General features: G+C 70.0%; 18 protein-coding genes and 1 tRNA gene. 5 read left to right on the top strand and 14 right to left on the bottom strand.

Features of this window, described 5'->3' with window-relative positions:
• From VNT59_RS15525 to VNT59_RS15505, 5 genes are all read right to left on the bottom strand, one after another.
• On the bottom strand, nucleotides 1–1,459 hold a 1,459-nt coding region (locus VNT59_RS15525), incomplete at its 3' end, for a SurA N-terminal domain-containing protein (RefSeq protein WP_325499661.1).
• A 115-nt stretch (nucleotides 1,460–1,574) separates the two neighbouring features.
• Nucleotides 1,575–1,650: transfer RNA gene (locus VNT59_RS15520), tRNA-Val, on the bottom strand.
• Nucleotides 1,651–1,661: 11 nt separating this feature from the next.
• A complete protein-coding gene (locus VNT59_RS15515; protein WP_325499659.1) occupies nucleotides 1,662–1,934 on the bottom strand; it encodes an HU family DNA-binding protein in 273 nt (90 codons plus the stop codon).
• Nucleotides 1,935–2,210: 276 nt separating this feature from the next.
• Nucleotides 2,211–3,296 (bottom strand): tartrate dehydrogenase, encoded by a 1,086-nt coding sequence (locus VNT59_RS15510; protein WP_325499657.1) that lies wholly within the window; start codon nucleotides 3,294–3,296, stop codon nucleotides 2,211–2,213.
• A 14-nt stretch (nucleotides 3,297–3,310) separates the two neighbouring features.
• A complete protein-coding gene (locus VNT59_RS15505; protein ID WP_325499655.1) occupies nucleotides 3,311–4,183 on the bottom strand; it encodes an alpha/beta fold hydrolase in 873 nt (290 codons plus the stop codon).
• A 68-nt stretch (nucleotides 4,184–4,251) separates the two neighbouring features.
• On the opposite strand from VNT59_RS15505, the gene VNT59_RS15500 reads away from it, so the two are divergent.
• On the top strand, nucleotides 4,252–5,208 hold the full coding sequence (locus VNT59_RS15500; protein ID WP_325499653.1) for a LysR family transcriptional regulator: 957 nt from the start codon (nucleotides 4,252–4,254) through the stop codon (nucleotides 5,206–5,208).
• Here VNT59_RS15500 and VNT59_RS15495 read toward each other — a convergent pair.
• The 3 genes from VNT59_RS15495 to uvrC are packed head-to-tail and all read right to left on the bottom strand — an operon-like array spanning nucleotide 5,180 to nucleotide 8,652.
• Nucleotides 5,180–6,052 (bottom strand): DMT family transporter, encoded by an 873-nt coding sequence (locus VNT59_RS15495; protein WP_325499650.1) that lies wholly within the window; start codon nucleotides 6,050–6,052, stop codon nucleotides 5,180–5,182. The genes VNT59_RS15500 and VNT59_RS15495 overlap by 29 nt on opposite strands.
• 3 nt (nucleotides 6,053–6,055) lie before the next feature.
• Nucleotides 6,056–6,622, bottom strand: a complete 567-nt coding sequence (gene pgsA, locus VNT59_RS15490; RefSeq protein ID WP_325499648.1) for a CDP-diacylglycerol--glycerol-3-phosphate 3-phosphatidyltransferase — start codon at nucleotides 6,620–6,622, stop codon at nucleotides 6,056–6,058.
• A gap of 56 nt (nucleotides 6,623–6,678) precedes the next feature.
• On the bottom strand, nucleotides 6,679–8,652 hold the full coding sequence (uvrC, locus tag VNT59_RS15485) for an excinuclease ABC subunit UvrC (RefSeq protein ID WP_325499646.1): 1,974 nt from the start codon (nucleotides 8,650–8,652) through the stop codon (nucleotides 6,679–6,681).
• A 46-nt stretch (nucleotides 8,653–8,698) separates the two neighbouring features.
• Between uvrC and earP the strand changes: the two genes are divergently transcribed.
• Nucleotides 8,699–9,778, top strand: a complete 1,080-nt coding sequence (earP, locus tag VNT59_RS15480) for an elongation factor P maturation arginine rhamnosyltransferase EarP (protein WP_325499644.1) — start codon at nucleotides 8,699–8,701, stop codon at nucleotides 9,776–9,778.
• 6 nt (nucleotides 9,779–9,784) lie between these two features.
• Here earP and VNT59_RS15475 read toward each other — a convergent pair whose 3' ends face one another.
• Both VNT59_RS15475 and VNT59_RS15470 read right to left on the bottom strand, forming a co-directional pair.
• Nucleotides 9,785–11,467: a phosphoethanolamine--lipid A transferase gene (locus VNT59_RS15475; RefSeq protein WP_325499642.1), complete on the bottom strand. Its 1,683-nt coding sequence runs from the start codon at nucleotides 11,465–11,467 to the stop codon at nucleotides 9,785–9,787.
• Nucleotides 11,464–12,171 carry a phosphatase PAP2 family protein gene (locus tag VNT59_RS15470; protein ID WP_325499640.1) on the bottom strand — a complete coding sequence of 236 codons (708 nt, stop codon included), beginning with the start codon at nucleotides 12,169–12,171 and terminating at the stop codon, nucleotides 11,464–11,466. The genes VNT59_RS15475 and VNT59_RS15470 overlap by 4 nt, the downstream gene beginning before the upstream one ends.
• 195 nt (nucleotides 12,172–12,366) lie before the next feature.
• Here VNT59_RS15470 and efp point away from each other — a divergent pair, with 195 nt between their 5' ends.
• Nucleotides 12,367–12,921, top strand: a complete 555-nt coding sequence (gene efp / locus VNT59_RS15465; protein ID WP_325499638.1) for an elongation factor P — start codon at nucleotides 12,367–12,369, stop codon at nucleotides 12,919–12,921.
• 61 nt (nucleotides 12,922–12,982) lie between these two features.
• Nucleotides 12,983–13,786, top strand: a complete 804-nt coding sequence (locus VNT59_RS15460; protein ID WP_325499636.1) for a heme-dependent oxidative N-demethylase subunit alpha family protein — start codon at nucleotides 12,983–12,985, stop codon at nucleotides 13,784–13,786.
• Between the two features lie 13 nt (nucleotides 13,787–13,799).
• Here VNT59_RS15460 and VNT59_RS15455 read toward each other — a convergent pair whose 3' ends face one another.
• Nucleotides 13,800–14,468 carry a hypothetical protein gene (locus VNT59_RS15455; protein WP_325499634.1) on the bottom strand — a complete coding sequence of 223 codons (669 nt, stop codon included), beginning with the start codon at nucleotides 14,466–14,468 and terminating at the stop codon, nucleotides 13,800–13,802.
• 79 nt (nucleotides 14,469–14,547) lie between these two features.
• Between VNT59_RS15455 and VNT59_RS15450 the strand changes: the two genes are divergently transcribed.
• Nucleotides 14,548–15,411 carry a TIGR00730 family Rossman fold protein gene (locus VNT59_RS15450; RefSeq protein WP_325499632.1) on the top strand — a complete coding sequence of 288 codons (864 nt, stop codon included), beginning with the start codon at nucleotides 14,548–14,550 and terminating at the stop codon, nucleotides 15,409–15,411.
• Here VNT59_RS15450 and VNT59_RS15445 read toward each other — a convergent pair.
• The 3 genes from VNT59_RS15445 to VNT59_RS15435 are packed head-to-tail and all read right to left on the bottom strand — an operon-like array spanning nucleotide 15,408 to nucleotide 18,892.
• On the bottom strand, nucleotides 15,408–16,571 hold the full coding sequence (locus VNT59_RS15445) for an MFS transporter (RefSeq protein ID WP_325499630.1): 1,164 nt from the start codon (nucleotides 16,569–16,571) through the stop codon (nucleotides 15,408–15,410). The genes VNT59_RS15450 and VNT59_RS15445 overlap by 4 nt on opposite strands.
• Complete coding sequence (locus tag VNT59_RS15440; RefSeq protein ID WP_325499628.1) at nucleotides 16,568–17,902, bottom strand: DNA recombination protein RmuC; 1,335 nt, start codon at nucleotides 17,900–17,902, stop codon at nucleotides 16,568–16,570. The genes VNT59_RS15445 and VNT59_RS15440 overlap by 4 nt, the downstream gene beginning before the upstream one ends.
• Entirely contained in the window at nucleotides 17,903–18,892 is a 990-nt protein-coding gene (locus VNT59_RS15435; RefSeq protein WP_325499626.1) for a D-glycerate dehydrogenase, read from the bottom strand.
• Between the last annotated feature and the right edge of the window lie 4 nt (nucleotides 18,893–18,896).

The following is an 18,896-nucleotide window of genomic DNA, read 5'->3' as shown; positions in this document are numbered from 1 at the left end:
TGTACTGCGTCACGCGGCCGGACACCAGCGTGCTCGGGGCGATCTCCACCGCTTCGGTGTTGCGCTTCTTTTCCACGCTGTCGGGCGCGAACAGGGCGGCGAGGAACTTCGGATTCGCCACCGGCCCGGCGGCACCGGGCGCGGGCTGGCGCGTCACCTGCGCGGCCGTCTTGATGTCCAGCTTCAGCTTGTCGGCCACCGGCTTGAGGCTGTCCGACTGTTCGTAGACGCCGTTGGTGAAGGCGTCGGCCGTCTCAGCGTACTTGCGCTGCGCCAGCTGCTTTCGCACCTCCGCTTCGAGCTCGGGCTTCATCTGGTCGAAGTTGCGCTGCTTGGGCGCCTTGATGTCGGTCAGCTTGACGATGTGGAAGCCGAATTCGGTCTCCACCGGACCGGCGATGTCGCCCTTCTTCATCGAGAACACTGCGTCTTCGAACGGCTTGGTCATCGCCCCGCGGGCGAAGAAGTCGAGGTCGCCGCCTTGCGCCGCGGAGCCCGGGTCCTGCGAATTCTTCTTCGCGACCTCGGCGAAGCTGTCGGGCGCCTTCTTCACCTGCGCCAGCAGTTCCTCGGCCTTCGCCCGCGCCTTCTGCTTGTCGGCCTCGGCGGCGCCCTTGGGCACGGTGACGAGGATGTGGCTCGCGCGACGTTCTTCCTGGCCGCCCAGCCGCGCCACGTTCTGTTCGAAATAGCTCTTGAGGTCCGACTCGTTCACGGTCAGGCCCTTCTTCACCGTGTCCAGATCGAGCACGACGTATTCGATGTTCGCCTGTTCCGGCGCCTGGAACAGCGTCTGGTTCTCCTTGTAGAACGCTTCGAGCTCGGCGTCGGTCGGCTTCACCTGGCTGGCGTAGTCGGCGGGCGCGAAGCGCGCGACCTGGACTTCGCGTTGCTCGACGAAGGCATCGAGCGCCAACCGCGCCTGGGTGGGCGTGGCGAACGTGGTGCCCCCGATCCCCAGCAGCACCTGGTTGGCCGAGAGCTCGGCCCGCACGCCGGCTTCGAACATCTCCGGCGTCATCCCCTGCGCGCCGACCAGCTGGCGGTACTTGGCCATGTCCAGCTTGCCGTCGGGGCCGCGCAGCGCGGCGATCATCTCGTTGCGCTGCAGCTCGCGCGCCAGGTGCAGGTCGCTCGTCACCAGCTTGGACTTCGCGGCGGCGGCGGCCAGCACGCGATCTCGCACCAGGCGCTCCAGGGTCGCGTACTTGGCGGCCGGCGACTCCAGCAGCTTGGCGTCGAGATTGGGCACCTGCTGGCGCAGACGCTCCACTTCCTGCTTGTGCGCGGCATCCCACTCGCTTTGCAGGATCTCGCGGCCGTCGACCTTGGCCACGGCTTCGCCCTTCTCGCGGAAACGGTTGTAGCCTTCGAGCCCGAACAGCACGAACGAAGGGAAGATCAGCAGGAACAGAATCACCTGCATGACCCGGGTGTGCTTGCGGACGAAATCAAACATGGCTCAACTCACAACGTTGGAACATCTCGGCGGCTCGCACCGGCCTCACGCCAGGGCCCTCGCGCGAGCGGTGTTTCGCACAAACAAAAGGCGAACTGATGTTCGCCTTTGCTGTTGGTGGGTGCTGACGGGATCGAACCGCCGACCTACGCCTTGTAAGGGCGCCGCTCTACCAGCTGAGCTAAGCACCCCGCACGGCCGCTCAGTTCAGCGCATCCTTGAGCGCCTTGCCGGGACGGAACTTGGGAACCTTGGCAGCCTTGATTTTAATCGCTGCGCCGGTGCGCGGATTGCGGCCGCTGCGGGCGGCCCGCTTGCCCACGGCGAAGGTGCCGAAACCGACCAGTGAAACCGAGCCGCCCTTCTTCAGGGTGATCTTGACGGCGCAGATCATCGATTCCAGCGCGCGCGTGGCCGCCGCCTTGGAAATGTCCGCATGCCGGGAGATGTGCTCGATCAGTTCGGTCTTGTTCACGGGGGCCCCTCGCAGAGAGAATGAGTTGATCTGTTGAAGATTTATTTTTTCCGTCCCTCTCCCGTGCGGCGCGCGGCCGGCGGGCGAGGCTTCTATCGCGGCTTGAAAGCCACCGACCCATTAGAGCCACCGCGCCAGACGGTGTCAATACGAAAGGCGGCTTTACAACGGGCCGGACGCGGATTCTAGACGCTTTTGACGGCTTTCCACGACGCCGCGCGGCGCGCCGCCGTACCGCGGCGGCGCGCCGTTTTCACCTTCAGAAACCAACGGCGCTCACAGCGCCTGCGCGATCGCCTTGCCCAGGTCGGTGGTGCTGCCGGTGCCGCCGATGTCGGGGGTGCGGGGGGCGCCGCTCTTGGGATCGAGCACCTTTTCGATGGTCGCGAGCACCGCATCGTGAGCCTGCTTGTAGCCGAGGAACTCCAACATCATCGCGCCGCACCAGATCTGGCCGATCGGGTTGGCGATGTTCTTGCCGTAGATGTCCGGCGCCGAGCCGTGCACCGGCTCGAACAGCGAAGGGAACTTGCGGTCCGGATTCAGGTTGGCGCTCGGCGCGATGCCGATGGTGCCGGTGCATGCCGGCCCGAGGTCGCTGAGGATGTCGCCGAACAGGTTGCTCGCCACCACCACGTCGAAATAATCGGGCCGCTGCACGAAGTGCGCCGTCAGGATGTCGATGTGGAACTTGTCGACCTTGACGCCGGCATACGACTTCGCCATCTCGGCGACGCGCTCGTCCCAGTACGGCATGGTGATCGCGATGCCGTTCGACTTGGTGGCGCTGGTCAGGTGCTTCTTCGGCCGCGACTGCGCGAGTTCGAAGGCGAACTTCAGGACCCGGTCGACCCCGGTGCGGGACATCACCGTCTCCTGCATGACGATCTCGCGCTCGGTGCCCTGGTACATGCGGCCGCCGATCGAAGAGTACTCGCCCTCGGTGTTCTCGCGCACGATGTACATGTCGATCTCGCCGGGCTCGCGGCGGCTGCCGTCCTTGCGCACCACCGGGGCGATGATGCCGGGCATCAGCCGCGCCGGCCGCAGGTTCACGTACTGGTCGAACTCGCGGCGGAACAACAGCAGCGACTGCCAGAGCGACGTGTGGTCGGCGATCTTCTCGGGCCAGCCGACGGCGCCGAAGTAGATGGCGTCGTGGCCGCCGATGCGCTCCTTCCAGTCGTCGGGCAGGTACTTGCCGTGCTTTTCGCAGTACTCCCAGCTGGAGAAATCGAAGTGGTCGAACGCCAGGTCGATGCCGAACTTCGTCGCCGCCGCCTCCATCACGCGAACGCCCTCGGGCATCACTTCCTTGCCGATGCCGTCGCCGGCGATGACGGCGATGCGCTTCTTGCTCATTGCTTCATGCTCCTTCAGAAAAAATCGAGCGCCTCGTCCAGCAGCAGCTGCGGAACTTCTTCGGCGATGTAGTGGCCGGACGGCAGCGCGCGGCCGGTGACGTGCTCGGCCCGCTCGCGCCACAACGCGAGCACGTCGAAGCAGGCGCCGACGACGCCGTGCTCGCCCCACAGCACGCGCAGCGGCGCCTGCAGCCGGCGCTGCGCGGCGATGTCCTCGCGGTCGTGCTCCAGGTCGATGCCGGCGCTGGCGCGATAATCGCCGCACACCGCCTGCGCGGACCCGGGCCGCGCCATGCAGCGAGCGTACTCGGCCAGGGCCTCGGGCGCGAACAGCGCCAGGCCGCCGCGCCGTTGCCCCATCACCGACCGCACGTAGCGCGCCGGGTCGGATTCGACCAGCGCCTCGGGCAGGGGCGGCGGCTGGATCAGGAAGAACCAGTGCCAGTAGGCGCGGGCGAAGGCCTCGCTGGTGTGCTGGTACATGGCCAGCGTGGGCGCGATGTCGAGCAGCAGCATCCGTTCGACGGCCTGCGGCAGGTCGGCCGCCAGGCGGTGCGCCACGCGCGCGCCGCGGTCATGGGCCAGGACGCCGTAGCGCGCGTGGCCTAGCGACTGCATCACGGCGTGGGCGTCCAGCGCCATCTCGCGCTTGCTGTACGCCGCGCTGCCGGCGCCCGCGGGCGGGCGGTCGGAATCGCCGTAGCCGCGCAGGTCCATCAGCACGACGCTGAACTGCTGCGCCAGGGCCGGCGCCACGCGATGCCACATCGCATGCGTCTGCGGGTGCCCGTGCAGCAGCAGCAGGGGCGCGCCCTGCCCCGCGCGCCAGCCGGCGAGGCGGACCGCGCCGCGCATGACCTCGAACCGCTCGAAAGACGACAGCATGGACGCGATTCTGGACCGCGGCGGTCGCCCCCGGCAAGCAATAATGCGGCAACCGATTCTTTCCAATCGTGCAGCAATCGAAACTCCACCTCGATCGCGCGGACCTGCAGCTGCTGCTGGGCATCCGCGAGCACGGCAGCCTGGCCGGCGCCGCCGCCGCCGCCAACGTCGTGCCGTCCGTCATCACCAAGCGGCTGGCGGCGCTGGAGGCGCGGCTCGGGCTCAAGCTGTTCCAGCGCACCACGCGCCGGGTGGTGCCCACCGCCGAAGGCGAGACCTTGTGCGCTCGCGCGGTCGGTCTGCTGGCCGGCTTCCAGGCGATGGAGGCCGAACTGCAGGAGCGGCACCGGGAACCGGTGGGGCGCATCCGCCTGGCCGCCACCTTCGGCTTCGGGCGCCTCTGGCTGGGGCCGGTGCTGGCGCAGTTCCAGGCGCGCCATCCGCAGCTGGAGGTGCAGTTGCAACTGACCGAGCAGATGCCGGACCTGGCCCTGGAAGGCTTCGACGGCGCCGTCTGGTTGTGGGCGGTACGCGGTCCGCGGGCCAGCGAATGGACCGGCCGGCGGCTCGCCCGCAACCAGCGCGTGCTGGCGGCCTCCCCCGACTACCTGCGCCGGCGCGGGATGCCGGCGAGCCCGGAAGACCTGGCGGCGCACGAGTGCCTGGTGGTGCGCGAGAACGAGGCGTTCGACATCTGGCGGCTGCAAAAGGAACGCGATCGTTCCGAAGTGCGGGTCCGGGTCGGGGGACCGCTGTCCAGCAACTCGGGCGAGCTGGTCCGCGACTGGTGCCTGGCCGGTCGCGGCATCATGCTGCGCAGCCTGTGGGACATCGCCGGCGCGCTGGCGACCGGTGAACTGGTGCGGGTGCTGCCCGGCTATGCGATGGTCGACGCCGACATCCACTGGGTGGCGCCGCACACCGCGTCCACGCCCCGGCGGATCCGCCTGCTGGTCGATTACCTGGCCGAGCGCTTCCGCGGCGAGCCGTGGAAGCTCACCGCCACTGCCGCACGACGAGGCTGACCCCCAGCGCCGTCAGGCCCATGCCCAGCAGCGTCGGCAGGCCGATCGGCTCGGCGAACAGCACCCAGGCCATCAAGGCGGTGCACGGCGGCACGAGGTACAAGAGGGTGGTCACCGCGGTCGCCGCGCCGCGCTGGATCAGCAGGTACAGCAAGGAGCTGCCGCCGAGCGTCAGCCCCAGCACCGACCACGCCAGCGCGCCGATCATCTGGCCGTTCCAGCGGACGGCCTCGGTTTCCAGCAGCGCCAGCGGCAGCGTGACCACCAGCGCCGCCGCCAGCTGCACCAGGTTGGCGGTGCGGACGTCGCACGGCTCGAGAAAGCGCTTCTGATACAGGGTGCCGGCGGTGATGCTGAAAAGCGCCAGGATCGCCAGCAGCACGTTGGGGCCGTTGATCTCGCCCACGCCGAGCTTCTGCCAGAGGACCAGCGCGAGCCCGGCGAAGCCGAGCATGAGCCCCATCCACTGGCGCTGGCCGACGGCCCCGCCGCGCGCCGAAATCCACACCGCGGTCAGCACCGGCTGCAGGCCGACCAGCAGCGCCGCCAGGCCGGCGCCCATCCCCAGCTTCACCGCCGCCCAGACCCCGCCCAGATACCCCGCATGCATCAGGATGCCGGTCACGGCCAGGTGCTTCCATTGCCCGCGGTTGCGCGGCAGCGGCACCCGGGCGGCCACCGCCCACAGGGCGAAGCAGGCGACCGAGCACGCATACCGCAGCGCCAGGAACTTCATCGGCGGAGCGTGCGGCATGCCGTAGCGCGCGACGATGAAGCCGGTGCTCCAGATGACGACGAACACGGCGGGCATCGCCCGCAGCAGGGCGTCGTCGCGGGCCGCCATCGCCTACTTCACCCGCTGGCGGATTTCGGGCAGCGCCTTCTGCAGGTAGTACACCATGGACCAGACGGTCAGGATCGCCGAGATCCAGATCAGCCAGGTGCCCCACAGGCCGGTGTCGATGGCGCGGAACAGCAGGCCGTCGAACAGCAGGAACGGGATCGCGATCATCTGCACCGTCGTCTTGACCTTGCCGAGCATGTGCACGGCAACGCTCTTGGCCGCGCCGATCTGCGCCATCCACTCGCGCAGCGCCGAGATCGCGATCTCGCGGCCGATGATGATCAGCGCGACGAAGACGTCGGCCCGTTTGAGGTGCACCAGCACCAGCAGCGAGGCGCAGACCAGGAACTTGTCGGCGACCGGATCCAGGAAGGCGCCGAACGCCGAGGTCTGGTTCAGGCGGCGCGCCAGGAACCCGTCCAGCCAGTCGGTGAGCGCGAACACGATGAACATGATCGTGGCGACGAGGTTCTGCACGCGCGGCTCGAGTCCCACGTAGAAGACGCCGACGATGAGCGGAATCGCGACGATGCGCGTCCAGGTCAGGATCGTGGGAACGGTGAAGAACATGGACCCCGATTCTGTCATGCAACCGGCCGGCCCGGTCGGCCCGCCGCGCCGCCGCTTCAGTGCAGGGCCCGGTAGATGGTCTCGGCGAGCTCGCGGGAAATGCCTTCCACGCTGGCGATGTCGTCCACGCCGGCCGCCGCCACGCCGCGCACGCCGCCGAACCGCTGCAGCAGCCGGGCCCGCTTCTTGGCGCCGATGCCGGGGATTTCCTCCAGCTGGCTGCCGCCCACCCGCACCCGGGCCCGGCGCGCCCGCATCCCGGTGATCGCGAACCGGTGCGCCTCGTCGCGGATCTGCGCCACCAGCATCAGCGCCGCCGAATCGCGGCCGAGGTACACCTTCTGGCGGCCGTCGGCGAACACCAACTCCTCCAGTCCCACCTTGCGCCCTTCGCCCTTCTCGACCCCCACGATCACCGACAGGTCGAGCCCCAGCTCGGCGAAGACCTCGCGCGCCATGCTCACCTGGCCCTTGCCGCCGTCCACCAGCACCAGGTCCGGCAGCCGCCCGGCGCCGCCGCCGCTGCCCTTGGGCGGGGTGGCGTCGGGCGCATCGCGGCCGGCTTCGGCCAGCCGGCTGTAGCGCCGCAGCAGCACCTGGCGCATCGCCGCGTAGTCGTCGCCGGGCGTGATGCCGTCGATGTTGTAGCGCCGGTACTCCGAGTTCTGCATCTTGTGGTGGTGTAACACCACGCAGGAGGCCTGGGTGGCCTCCCCCGCCGTGTGCGAGATATCGAAGCACTCGATGCGGAAGTTGTCGATGTTGTCCGGCGCCAGGTCGAGCGCGTCCACCAGCGCGCGGGTGCGCGCCTGCTGCGAGCCCTCCTCGGCCAGCAGCCGCGCGAGCTGGATCTGCGCGTTCTGCTGGGCCATCTCGAGCCACGTGCGCCGCTGCTCGCGCGGCTGGTGCACCGCGTGCACGCGCACGCCGGCCTGTGCCGACAGCGCAGCGATCAATTGGGCGTCGACGGCGACGCTCGTGATCAGCGTCGAGGGGACCGGCACGCCCAGGTAGTGCTGCGCGATGAACGCTTCCAGCACGTGCACCTCCACCGGCTGCGGGACCGCCGCGCCCTCCTCGCCCTCGGCCTCGTCGAAGTCCTGCACCGCCGCCGCGTCCTCGACGTGGCTGGGAAAGTACGCGCGGTCGCCCAGGTGCCGGCCGCCGCGCACCATCGCCAGGTTCACGCAGGCCTTGCCGCCCTGCACCTTGACCGCCAGGATGTCGACGTCCTTGTCCGAGATCGTTTCGACCGACTGCTGGTGCAGCACCCGGGACAGGGCGCCCATCTGGTTGCGCAGTTCCGCCGCCTGCTCGAACTCCAGGCGTTCGGCGTGCTGCATCATCCTCGCCTCGAGCGCGGCCAGCACTTCCTGCGTCTCGCCGCGCAGGAAGCGCTCGGCATTCTCGACGTCGTGCTGGTAGTCCTGCGCCGAGACCAGGTTCACGCAGGGCCCCGAGCAGCGCTTGATCTGGTACAGCAGGCAGGGCCGGGTGCGGTTCGCGAAGACCGTGTCTTCGCAGGTGCGCAGCCGGAACACCTTCTGCAGCAGCTGGATCGATTCCTTCACGGCCCACGCGCTCGGATACGGGCCGAAGTAGCGGTGCTTGCGGTCGACGGCGCCGCGGTAGTACGCCACCCGCGGGAACGCCATGGGGCTCGGCGGGTTGCCGGCGCCGGGGCCGACCGGTTCCGAGCCGGCGATCTTCAGGTAGGGATAGCTCTTGTCGTCCCGGAACAGGATGTTGTAGCGCGGATTGAGCGTCTTGATCAGGTTGTTTTCCAGCAGCAGCGCCTCGGCCTCGGACCGCACCACCGTCGTCTCCAGCCGCGCGATCTTGGAGATCATGTGGCCGATGCGGGTGCCGCCGTGGTTCTTCTGGAAATAGCTGGAGACGCGCTTTTTCAGGTTGCGCGCCTTGCCGACGTACAGCACGCCGCCGTCCGCGCCGAAATAGCGGTACACGCCGGGCAGCGCGGGCAAGGCGGCGACCTGCGCCAGCAACTCTTCGGAATGGCTCTCAGACATCACGGCCATATTGTGGACAATCCCGGCATCGACAGCCGGCCCCGCCATGCTCTGGGACATCTTCTGCAAGGTCATCGACAACCACGGCGACATCGGCGTGTGCTGGCGTCTGGCCGCGCAGCTCGCGGCGCGTGGCGAGCAGGTGCGGCTGTGGGTCGACGACGCCTCGGCCCTCGCCTGGATGGCGCCGGGCCACCCGCAGGTGCAGGTCCTGGCGTGGGCCGACCAGCAAGGCGCCGAGCCCGGCGATGTCGTGGTCGAGGCGTTCGGCTGCGAGCTCGAAGCGTCGTTCCAGGCGGCGATCGCCAGGCGCACCGCCGGCACCGGCGCACAGCCGCCGTGGCTGAACCTCGAGTACCTCACCGCCGAGTCGTTCGCCGAGCGCAACCACGGCCTGCCCTCCCCCGTGCTCGCCGGCCCGGCGGCCGGACTCACCAAGCACTTCTTCTACCCGGGCTTCACGCCGGCAACCGGCGGGCTGCTGCGCGAGACCGACCTGGCCCGGCGCCAGGCCGCGTTCGACCGCACTGGCTGGCTGCGCGAGCGGGGACTGGTGCCGCAGCCGGGGCAGCGCGTCGTCAGCCTGTTCTGCTACGAGCCCGCCGGCCTCGCGTCGCTGCTGGACCAGCTGGCGCTGGCCGCGCGCCCGACGCACTTGTTCGTGACGGCCGGCCGCGCCACGGCCGCCGTCGAGGGGGTGCTGCGCCAGCGGGTGCGATCGCATCCGGGCTGGCCGGCCGGCTCGCGCCTGTCGATCGGCTGGCTGCCGCTGGTCACGCAGGCGGAGTTCGACCGGCTGCTGTGGGCCTGCGACCTGAATTTCGTGCGCGGCGAGGACTCGCTGGTGCGGGCCCTGTGGGCCGGCCGCCCGTTCGTGTGGCAGCTGTATCCCCAGGACGACGCCGCGCACCACGCCAAGCTGGACGCCTTTCTCGACTGGCTGCAGGCGCCGCCGTCGTGGCGCGCATTCCACCGGTTCTGGAACGGGGCCGCGGCCCGGACGCAACCCCTGGCCGACGAGGAATGGGTGGCGGCGGCCGCTGCCGCCCGGGACCGCCTGCTGCGGCAGGACGACCTGCTCAGCCAGCTGCTGCAGTTCGTCCAGGGACGCCGGTCGGCGGCCTGAGGGCCCTCAGCGGGCGACCGGGCCGGCGGCCGCTGCCTGCGGCTGCGGATTGGCGCGGCACCCTGCGAACAGGTCCAGGCCGCCGTCGTAGGCACGGGTCCGCACGTCGAGCACGCCCAGCAGCGAGTGGAACAGGTTGTCGTGCGAGCGCGGCAGATCGGCGCGCCGGCGCAGGCAGTCCTGGTCGACGCCGAAGCTGCGGCGGAACGCCGGCGACAGCCACATCACGAGCGGCACCCGCTTCTGGACGTCCGGCGCGATGGCGTAAGGCACGCCATGCAGGTACAGGCCGCTCTCGCCCAGCGACTCGCCGTGGTCGGAGACGTACAGCATCGCGGTGTCGTGGGTCGCCTGGGCCCGATCCAGGAAGTCGATCAGCTGGCCGAGCACGTGGTCGGTATAGAGCAGCGAGTTGTCGTAGGCGTTGACGATCTCATCGCGGCTGCAGGTGCGCAGGTCCTCGCTTTCGCAGGCCGGGGTGAAACGCCGGAACTGGGGCGGATACCGCTTGAAATAGGCCGGGCCATGGCTGCCCAGCTGGTGCAGCACGACGAAGACGTTGCCCTTGGCGTCGCGCGCGACGCCGTCCAGGCCCTGCACCAGCACCTCGTCCAGGCACTGCCCGTCCGGACAGGTGGCCTTGGCGCCGGCGCCATTGAGCTGCTGCTGCGTCAGGCCGCTGCACACGCCCTTGCATCCGGACTGGTTGTCCCGCCACACCACCTGGAAGCCGGCCCGGGCCAGCACATGCAGCAGCGACTCCTGGCCGAGGATCTTCTCCTCGTCGTAGTGGGCCCGACCGACGGCGGAGAACATGCACGGCAGCGACACCTCGGTGGAGGTGCCGCAGGCGTCGACTTGCGGCAGGTTGACGATGTCGCGCCGGGCCAGCTCGGGATTGGTGGGACGACCGTAGCCGTTCAGCGCGAAGTTCTGCGCCCGCGCCGTCTCGCCCACCACCAGCACGAACAGCGCCGGCCGGGTGCGGCCCTGCCACGCGGCGGCCAGTTGCGCGTCGGCGCCGACCGCCACCTTGGGGCCCCTGGGCCGGCTGCTGCGGCCCCAGGCGTTGCTCGCGAACGCGCTGACCACGTTGCCCGGGTTGATCAGGTACCGCACCTCCTTGTGATTGCGCATCAGCGAGGCAAAATCGGAAAACACCAGCAGCAGGCTGGCCGTGGCGACCCCCAGCGCGCCGACGATCCAGGCCAGGCGGATCGCGAGCGCCCGCCGCACCGGCCGCCGCTTGACGTCGGGCCACCACACCAGCAGCGCCGGCAGCACGCCCAGGACCAGCACGAACACGACCATGCGCCACCCCAGCAGCTCGCTGGCCTCGGCATAGTTGGTCGCCAGCACGTTGCGCAGCATGGCCCGGTCGAAATAGATCGAGTACCGGTCCATGTAGTAGGCGGTCGCCGCCGACGTCACCAGCAGGATCGACAGCAGCGGTTTGACCGTGTAGCGGGTGGCGAGCGTCGCCGCCGCCGCGACGTACAGCGCCGTCAGGGCCACGAAGACCGCGCCCATGAAGGCCCAGGTCGACGCATCGGCCCAGCCGCGTCCGGCCAGGGCGGCCTCCCAGAAGCGGCCATTGCCGGCGACCATGATGAACAGCGCGCCGAGCAGCACCAGCGTCTCGACGCTGAGCACCGGCCGGCGCCGCCAGGCAGCCCCGGTTCCGGTCAAGGCAGCGCCTCCGCCAGGGCCGGCGCGCGCGCCAGGCCGGCGACCCGTTCGACGGCCCAGCCGCCGGCCCAGCACAGCCAGGCCGTCCAGAGGGTATGGCTCATGAAGTGGGCCCCGCGCAGCTGCTGGGCGGCGCCCAGCAGGAAACCGCCGGCGAGCGCGAGCCACAGGCAAGCGGCCGCGTGCCGCGGCGCCACCCGGCGCAGTGGAAAGTAACCGCCGATGAAGGCAAAACCGATCGAAGCATGTCCCGCTGGAAAGCAATGGCCGGGGCCGCCGTCGCGCAAGCCCCAATGCCAGTGTGATAGATAACTGCCCGTGCCGCCGAATTCCACCAGATCCCAGGGACAGCTCGTCAGGCTCTCGTGCTTGAGGCCGTTGATCAGGAGCATAGCAAGCACCACGGCCGCCAGCCACTGCACCCGTGCGCCCCGCGGCAGCTGGCGCAGCACGCCGGTCGGCCACCAGATGCCCAGCACCAGCCAGGCGCCGATGAGCCCGACGGCGCGGCGCGGCCATTCGTGCAACAGCCCGCTGACCAGCCAGTGGTCGCGCAGCGGAAAGCCGCCGGCGCCGCCGGCGGCGCGGGCCAGCGCCAGGTCCAGGCCGCTGGCGTCCCACAGCAGGATCGCGGCCAGCAGGCCGAGCGTGGCCACGGCCGCGCCGGGCCAACGGCCGGGCGCGCGGTGCTCGTCAATATGCATGGCGCCGCAGTGTGCCCGGCCAACACTTAACGCCACCTGAACTGCTGGAAACCCTGCCGCGACTGGCCTGGATGAAGCCGAAATGCTAAAATCCAGGGCTTTGCGCAACAGCCCGACCGGGCGCGCGTGCGCCCCCGCCGCAGTCCAAGCACCGTCCCGGCGCTTCAGCCCGCGGCCTCCTTTGACCCAACCGCTATGAAAATCGCTCAAGAAATCCGCGCCGGCAACGTGATCATGCACGGCAAGGATCCCATGGTCGTGCTGAAGACCGAATACGCCCGCGGCGGGCGCAACGCCGCCACCGTCCGGATGAAGCTCAAGAGCCTGATCGCCAACTTCAACACCGAGGTGGTGTTCAAGGCCGACGACAAGATGGAGCAGATCGTCCTTGACAAGAAGGAGTGCACCTACTCCTACTTCGCCGACCCGATGTACGTGTTCATGGACGCCGAGTACAACCAGTACGAAGTCGAGGCCGAGAACATGGGCGACGCCCTGAACTACCTCGAGGACGGCATGCCGGCCGAGGTGGTGTTCTACGAAGGCAAGGCCCTGTCGGTCGAACTGCCGACGACCCTCGAGCGCGAGATCACCTGGACCGAGCCGGCCGTCAAGGGCGACACCTCGGGCAAGGTCCTCAAGCCCGCCAAGATCGCCACCGGCTTCGAGATCGGCGTGCCGATCTTCGTGGCCCAGGGCGACAAGGTCGAAATCGACACGCGCACCGGCGAATACCGCCGCCGCGTCTGAGGTTCGCCGGCGACCAGCGCATCGAGGCTCCGCGAGGAGCCTTTTTCTTTTTGCCCCCGCCGTGGACTTCGACTTCAACCTGATCGGCGTGCCCTTCGGCATGCGCCCCGGGCTGCGGCGGCTGGCCGATGGCGCCGCGCAGCTCACGCCGCTGGCCCCGCACAGCCGCCTGGCGCAGGAAAAGCGGGCCGTCCTGGAGGCCGGGCGGTCGCGCCATGTGCTCGCCGGCTTCGATGCCGGGCCGGCGCTGGCCGCCGTCGCGGCCCATGCCGCCACCGTGGCCGGCTGCCGCTTCGCGGCCGACGCACCGCCGGAACTGGCGTTCGAGGAGGACCTGGCGATCCTCGACGGTGCCACCGGCACCCTTCCGTGGCTGTGCGTCTGCGTGCCTTCGCACTGGGCGCCCGAGGAAAAGCTCGGTCTGGACTTCGCGGCGCTGCATGCGCCGGTGGCCGACAACGCGGCGCTGGTGGCGGCCTCGCGCCAGCTGGTGGCGCTGGCCACGGGCGGCGACCGCTGGGAACGCCACGTCTGGACCGTCAGCCCCTCCGGGCGCTTCGATCAGCACCCGGCGCGGCACCCCCTTCCCGCCTGGCCCTCCTGCGGCGCGGACCCCGAGCGCTTTGCCGCGCAGTGCTGGCTGCGGGCGGAGCGGCAGACGTTCTTCCCGGTGGGCCGCGGCACGCGGCAGGCGGTATTCACCATCCGCGTGATGCTGCAGCCGTTGCGGGACGCCGTGAGGGCGCCGTGGCAGGCGCAGCGGCTGCACGACGCCCTGGCCTCGATGTCGCCCGCCGTGCTGGCCTACAAGAACCTGGCGCTCGCCCGCGAGCCGCTGCTGCGCTGGCTCGCCACGTGCGCCTGAGGCTCGCCGGCGCTCAGTACAGGCGCCGCGACAGGAGCACCAGCAGCACCAGCCCGATCGCGGCGGTGATGCCCAGGACGGCCACCATCAGCACCCGTCCCGCGGCCACGGCGGGCGTGGCGCCCGCGATGGCGCGCGCTCCCGGCTGACCGACATCGGCCACCTGCGGCGGCAGCAGCTTCAGCAGTTCGCCGGCGGCGTCCGCCGTGAACAGGCACAGGCCGATGCGCTGCGGCGCCGCACGCCCCTCGCGGCGCAGCCACAGGTCCAGCCGCGGTCCCCTGGCCTGCGCGTGCACGATGTCGCATACCGGCAGCTTCACGCGGTCCTCGCGCCACCGCAGCAGCCGGCGATGGCGTCCCGCCATGCGGATCACGTCGCTGCGCACCCGCAACTCGATCTCGCCCCGGAAGTTCGGCACCTGCAGGTCGCCGCGACCGGCCTCGAGCAGCAGGCCGCCATAGGTGGCCAGCACGCGGTCCGGACCGTTCTGGATCGAAGGCGGCGCGCCCGCGGCGACGGCGCCGATCAGATCGCGCACCGTCAGCCTGGTTCCGTCGCCGCCGACCAGCATGTGGTCGCCGGTGAGCGCGTGCTTGATACGCATGCCGACGATGGTCCTGCGGTCGTACGGTCCCACCATGCGTCCGTCGAGCAGAACGTGGTAGTTCGGCTGGTCCATCTTGCCCCTCGCAAGCGAAAGTATTCTTTGCGACGCCATCCTACCGGAGCGGTCGTGGATTGGCCCGAGAATCGGGGCCATGTCATCTTCACGCAACATTCACGATCGGCGCCTGGCCGACGCCTGGGCCACCCTGCAGGCACATGCCGATTCCGGCCTGCCGCTGGACCCCGATGCCAGCCGCCTCGCGTTCGCCGATCCCGAGTTCCTGCTGCGCCGCGAAACGCGCGGCATCCGCTTCCAGCTGGAGCTGCTCAAGCCGGACCTCGAACAGCAGGCGATGGGCATCGAGAACACCATCGTCGTGTTCGGCAGCGCCCGCTTTCGCAGCGAGGAAGAAGCGGCCGAACTGGTCGCCGCGGCGGAGGCGAGCGGGGACGAGGCGCAGGTGCGACGGGCGCGCGCCCTGGCCCGCAATGCCCACTACTACGAGAAGGCGCGCGCCTTCGGTCGCCTGGTGGCGCAGTACAGCGCCGGCAAGGATCCGGCCGACATGCTGTTCATCTGCACCGGCGGCGGCCCCGGCATCATGCAGGCGGCCAACCGCGGCGCCTACGAGGGCGACGGCATCAGCGTCGGCCTGGCGATCGCGCTGCCGATGGAGGAACAGGCCAACCAGTACGTGACGCCGGCGCTGTCCTTCAAGTTCCACTACTTCGCGCTGCGCAAGATGCACTTCATGATGCGCGCGAAGGCGCTGGTCGCCTTTCCCGGCGGCTTCGGCACGCTGGACGAGCTGTTCGAGGTCATCACGCTGGTGCAGACGCGCAAGGCGCGGCAGGTGCCGATCGTGCTGTTCGGCTCCGAGTACTGGAAGCGGCTCGTCAACTTCGATTTCCTGATCGAGGAAGGCGTCATCTCGCCGGCCGACACCGACCTCTTCCAGTACGCCGACGATCCCGCCACGGCGTGGGAGATCATCCGCAGCTTCTACCGCCTCTAGGGCGCCGGCGGCAGGTCGCCCAGCCGCATCGCCAGGCGGGTGCCGGCGGCCACCGCGGCGCCGGTGACCCAGAACACGCCGGCGATGCCGATCACGCTGCCGGCCATGCCGAACAGCAGCGGCATGGAGACGCTGGAGGCGTTGATCACCATCACCCGCATCGCGACCGCCTCGCCGTGGCGGTGCTCGGGGGTGATCTGGTGCAGCATGCTCATGATCATCGGCTGCACCGAGCCCAGCGCCGCGCCCAGCAGCACCGAGCAGATCGCCATCGCCGGCGCCGCCTGCATGAACGGATAGATCGCGAACAGCGCGGCGGTCGCGCTCATCGCGCCGACGACCACCAGGTGCTCGCGCAGCCGTGCGGCGAGCAATGGCAGCACGAGCCGGATCAGCGCCGCGGCCATCGCGAAGGCGCCCAGGATGGTGCCGATGACCGAGGCCGACAGGCCGCGCTCGTGCCCCAGCACCGGCACGACGAAGGTGTGCACGTCCCAGCAGGACGACAGGAACCAGTTCACGAGCAACAGGCGGCGGAAGGTGGGCTCGGCCACCAGGTCCCAGGCGCGGCTCTTCTTGCGCAGCGACGGGGCGACCACCGCCGGCAGATCCGGCACCGTGCGCACCCAGAACCAGCAGACCACCGGCAGCACCGCCAGCAGCAGGAACGCCGCGCGAAAACCGCCGTGGTCGATCATGATGCCGGCGGTGAACGGCCCGACGAAGTTGGAGAACGCCGGGCCGATCGCCAGCCAGGAGAAGACCTGCTTCAGCTGGGTCGGCGTTTCGGCGGCGCGGCCGACATGCCGTTGCAGCGCGATCGACGCGGCGCCGGTCGCCCCGCCGGTCAGCAGCGCGCTCGCGCACAGCACCGGGAAGATCGGGAACGCCACCGCCAGCGCGGCGCCGGTGGTCGCCGCGATCACGCTCAAGCCCACGGGGCGCCGCAGGCCGTGGCGGTCGGCATAGCGTCCGGCCGGCAGCGCGAGGAACACCTGGGTGGTGGCGAACAGCGCCAGCAACACGCCGACGGCCGCTTCGCTGTGGCCGGCCCGCAGCGCGAGCAACGGCGCGGCCATGCGGGTGCCGGCCATGCAGGCATGCAGGAACACATGCCCGGCGATCAGCCGCGCCAGCCCCGGACTGAGGCCGCCGATCATGGGCTCGCCTGGTCGCCCTCAGGCGTCGGCGGCAGCAGCGCGCTGGCCTGTGCGTCCGGCAGGGCTTCCACCACCTTCAGCGCGCGCCGCATCTGGTTGGTGCGGGTCTGCGCGGTGTCGAGCGTGTCGGCCGCCTTGCGCACCTGCTCGCGCACCTTCTCCACCCAGCCGCCGTAGCGTTCGAATTCGGTCTTGACGGCGCCCAGCACCTTCCAGACCTCGGACGCCTGCTGCTCCAGCGCCAGCGTACGAAAACCCATGTGCAGGCTGTTGAGCATGGCCAGCAAGGTGGTCGGGCCCGCGAGCGTCACGCGGTACTCGCGCTGCAGCGCGTCCATCAGGCCGGGGCGGCGCAACACCTCGGCGTACAGGCTTTCCACCGGCACGAACAGGATGGCGAAGTCGGTGGTGTGCGGCGGACACAGGTAGCACTCGCAGATCGACCTCGCCTCGGCGCGGATGCGCGACTCGAGCGCCTTCGCGGCGGCTTCGGCGGCGGGTCCGTCGGCGCGATCCTGCGCATCGAGCAGGCGCTCGTAGTCGTCGCGCGGGAACTTCGCATCGACCGGCAGCCACACGGTCGCCCCGTCGGCGCTGCGCCCGGGCAGGCGGATCGCAAAGTCGACGCGCTGGTTGCTGCGCGGCTTGGTCTCGACCTGCCGCGCGTACTGCTCGCCCGTCAGCACCTGCTCGAGCAGCGCCTCCAGCTGCACCTCGCCGAACATCCCGCGCGACTTCACGTTGGTCAGCACGCGCTGCAGGTCGCCCACGCCCTGCGCCAGCGTCTGCATCTCGCCCAGGCCCTTGTGCACCTGCTCCAGCCGCTCCGCGACATGGCGAAAACTCTCGCCCAGCCGCGCCGCCAGCGTCGTCTGCAGCTTCTCGTCCACCGTGTTGCGCATCTCGTCGAGCTTGGCGGCGTTGGACTGCTGCAGCAGGGCCAGCTGCCCTTCCAGCGTGCCCCGCATCTCGGTGAGGCGGCGGGCGTTGGAATCGGCCAGCGACTGCAGCTGCAGCGTCAGCGTCTCGGCCAGCGTCTTCTGCAACAGCGCGAGCTGCTGGCCGAAGGCGTCGATCTGGCTGTTCTGCGTGCGCGTCGTTTCCTGGCCCTGCCGCAGCAGCGCGTCCTGGAACGTCGCGAGGTTCTGCGTCAGCTCGGTGCGCGCGCCGCGCGAGGACTCGCTGATCTCGCGCCGCAGCTCACGCTCGAGGCGCTCGCTCGCCGCCAGCAGCTCGACCCGGGCGGCATCGCCGGCGGGCCGGCGCAGCAGCAGCGCCAGCAGCAGCGCCAGGTTCGCTGCACCCAGCGCAATGAGAAACCAGAATTCCAATCACTGTCCTTTCCCCAGCACTTCGGGGTTGACCGGCGTCAGCGCCTTGCCGGCGACCAGGAAGCCGATCAGGTTGTCGGCGGCCAGCCGGGCCATCGCCAGCCGCGTGGGAATGGTGGCGCTCGCGATGTGCGGCGTCAGGACGACGTTGGGCACCTCCAGCAGCGCCGGATGCACCTTCGGCTCGCCCTCAAAGACGTCGAGGCCGGCCGCGGCGATGCGCTTGTCGCGCAGCGCCTGCGCCAGCGCGGCGTCGTCGACGATGCCGCCGCGGGCGATGTTGACCAGGTTGGCCGTGGGCTTCATCAGCGCCAGCTCGGCGGCGCCGATCGTGTGATGCGACTGCGGGGAATACGGCAGCACCAGCACCACGTGGTCGGCCGTTCGCAGCAGCTCCTCCTTGGAGACGTAGCGGGCCTTGCACTGCGCCTCCAGCGGCGCCGGCAGCCGCGAGCGGTTGTGATAGATCACGTTCATGCCGAAGCCGTGCGCGCCGCGCCGCGCGATGCCCTGGCCGATGCGGCCCATGCCGAGGATGCCCAGCGTGCTGCCGTGCACCTCGGTGCCGGCGAACATGTCGTAGGTCCAGCGCTCCCAGCGCCCGGCGCGCAGGAAATGCTCGCTTTCGGCGACCCGGCGGGCCGTGGCCATCAGCAGCGCGAAACCGAAATCGGCCGTGGTCTCGGTCAGCACGTCGGGGGTGTTGGTCCCCAGCACGCCGCGGGCCGTCATCGCCGCCAGGTCGAAATTGTTGAAGCCAACGGCCATGTTGGCGCAGATGCGCAGGTCCGGCGCCGCCGCCAGCACCTCCTCGTCGATGCGCTCGCTGCCGGTCGTGAAGGCGCCGGCCTTGCCGCCCAGCTTCTGCGCCAGCTGCGCCTTGGTCCAGGGCTCGTCGTCCTGGTTGCACTCGACGTCGAAGTGCTCCCGCAGCAGTTCGACGATTTCGGGGAAGACGCGTCGCGCGACGAGGATGGCTGGCTTGCTCATGTCG

The sequence above is a fragment of the Ramlibacter sp. genome, assembly GCF_035554825.1.
Taxonomy (GTDB): domain Bacteria; phylum Pseudomonadota; class Gammaproteobacteria; order Burkholderiales; family Burkholderiaceae_C; genus Ramlibacter.
The sequence above is the reverse complement of the archived record's forward strand: the minus strand, read 5'-3'. Positions and strand labels throughout refer to the sequence as shown.

Bases quoted from the DNA above. Each gene is read 5' to 3' on its own strand.
- VNT59_RS15510 (WP_325499657.1), bottom strand. From the start codon at position 3,296: ATGAGCAAGAAGCGCATCGCCGTCATCGCCGGCGACGGCATCGGCAAG.
- VNT59_RS15505 (WP_325499655.1), bottom strand. From the start codon at position 4,183: ATGCTGTCGTCTTTCGAGCGGTTCGAGGTCATGCGCGGCGCGGTCCGC.
- VNT59_RS15495 (WP_325499650.1), bottom strand. From the start codon at position 6,052: ATGGCGGCCCGCGACGACGCCCTGCTGCGGGCGATGCCCGCCGTGTTC.
- pgsA (WP_325499648.1), bottom strand. From the start codon at position 6,622: ATGTTCTTCACCGTTCCCACGATCCTGACCTGGACGCGCATCGTCGCG.
- uvrC (WP_325499646.1), bottom strand. From the start codon at position 8,652: ATGTCTGAGAGCCATTCCGAAGAGTTGCTGGCGCAGGTCGCCGCCTTG.
- earP (WP_325499644.1), top strand. From the start codon at position 8,699: ATGCTCTGGGACATCTTCTGCAAGGTCATCGACAACCACGGCGACATC.
- VNT59_RS15470 (WP_325499640.1), bottom strand. From the start codon at position 12,171: ATGCATATTGACGAGCACCGCGCGCCCGGCCGTTGGCCCGGCGCGGCC.
- efp (WP_325499638.1), top strand. From the start codon at position 12,367: ATGAAAATCGCTCAAGAAATCCGCGCCGGCAACGTGATCATGCACGGC.
- VNT59_RS15455 (WP_325499634.1), bottom strand. From the start codon at position 14,468: ATGGACCAGCCGAACTACCACGTTCTGCTCGACGGACGCATGGTGGGA.
- VNT59_RS15450 (WP_325499632.1), top strand. From the start codon at position 14,548: ATGTCATCTTCACGCAACATTCACGATCGGCGCCTGGCCGACGCCTGG.
- VNT59_RS15445 (WP_325499630.1), bottom strand. From the start codon at position 16,571: ATGATCGGCGGCCTCAGTCCGGGGCTGGCGCGGCTGATCGCCGGGCAT.
- VNT59_RS15435 (WP_325499626.1), bottom strand. From the start codon at position 18,892: ATGAGCAAGCCAGCCATCCTCGTCGCGCGACGCGTCTTCCCCGAAATC.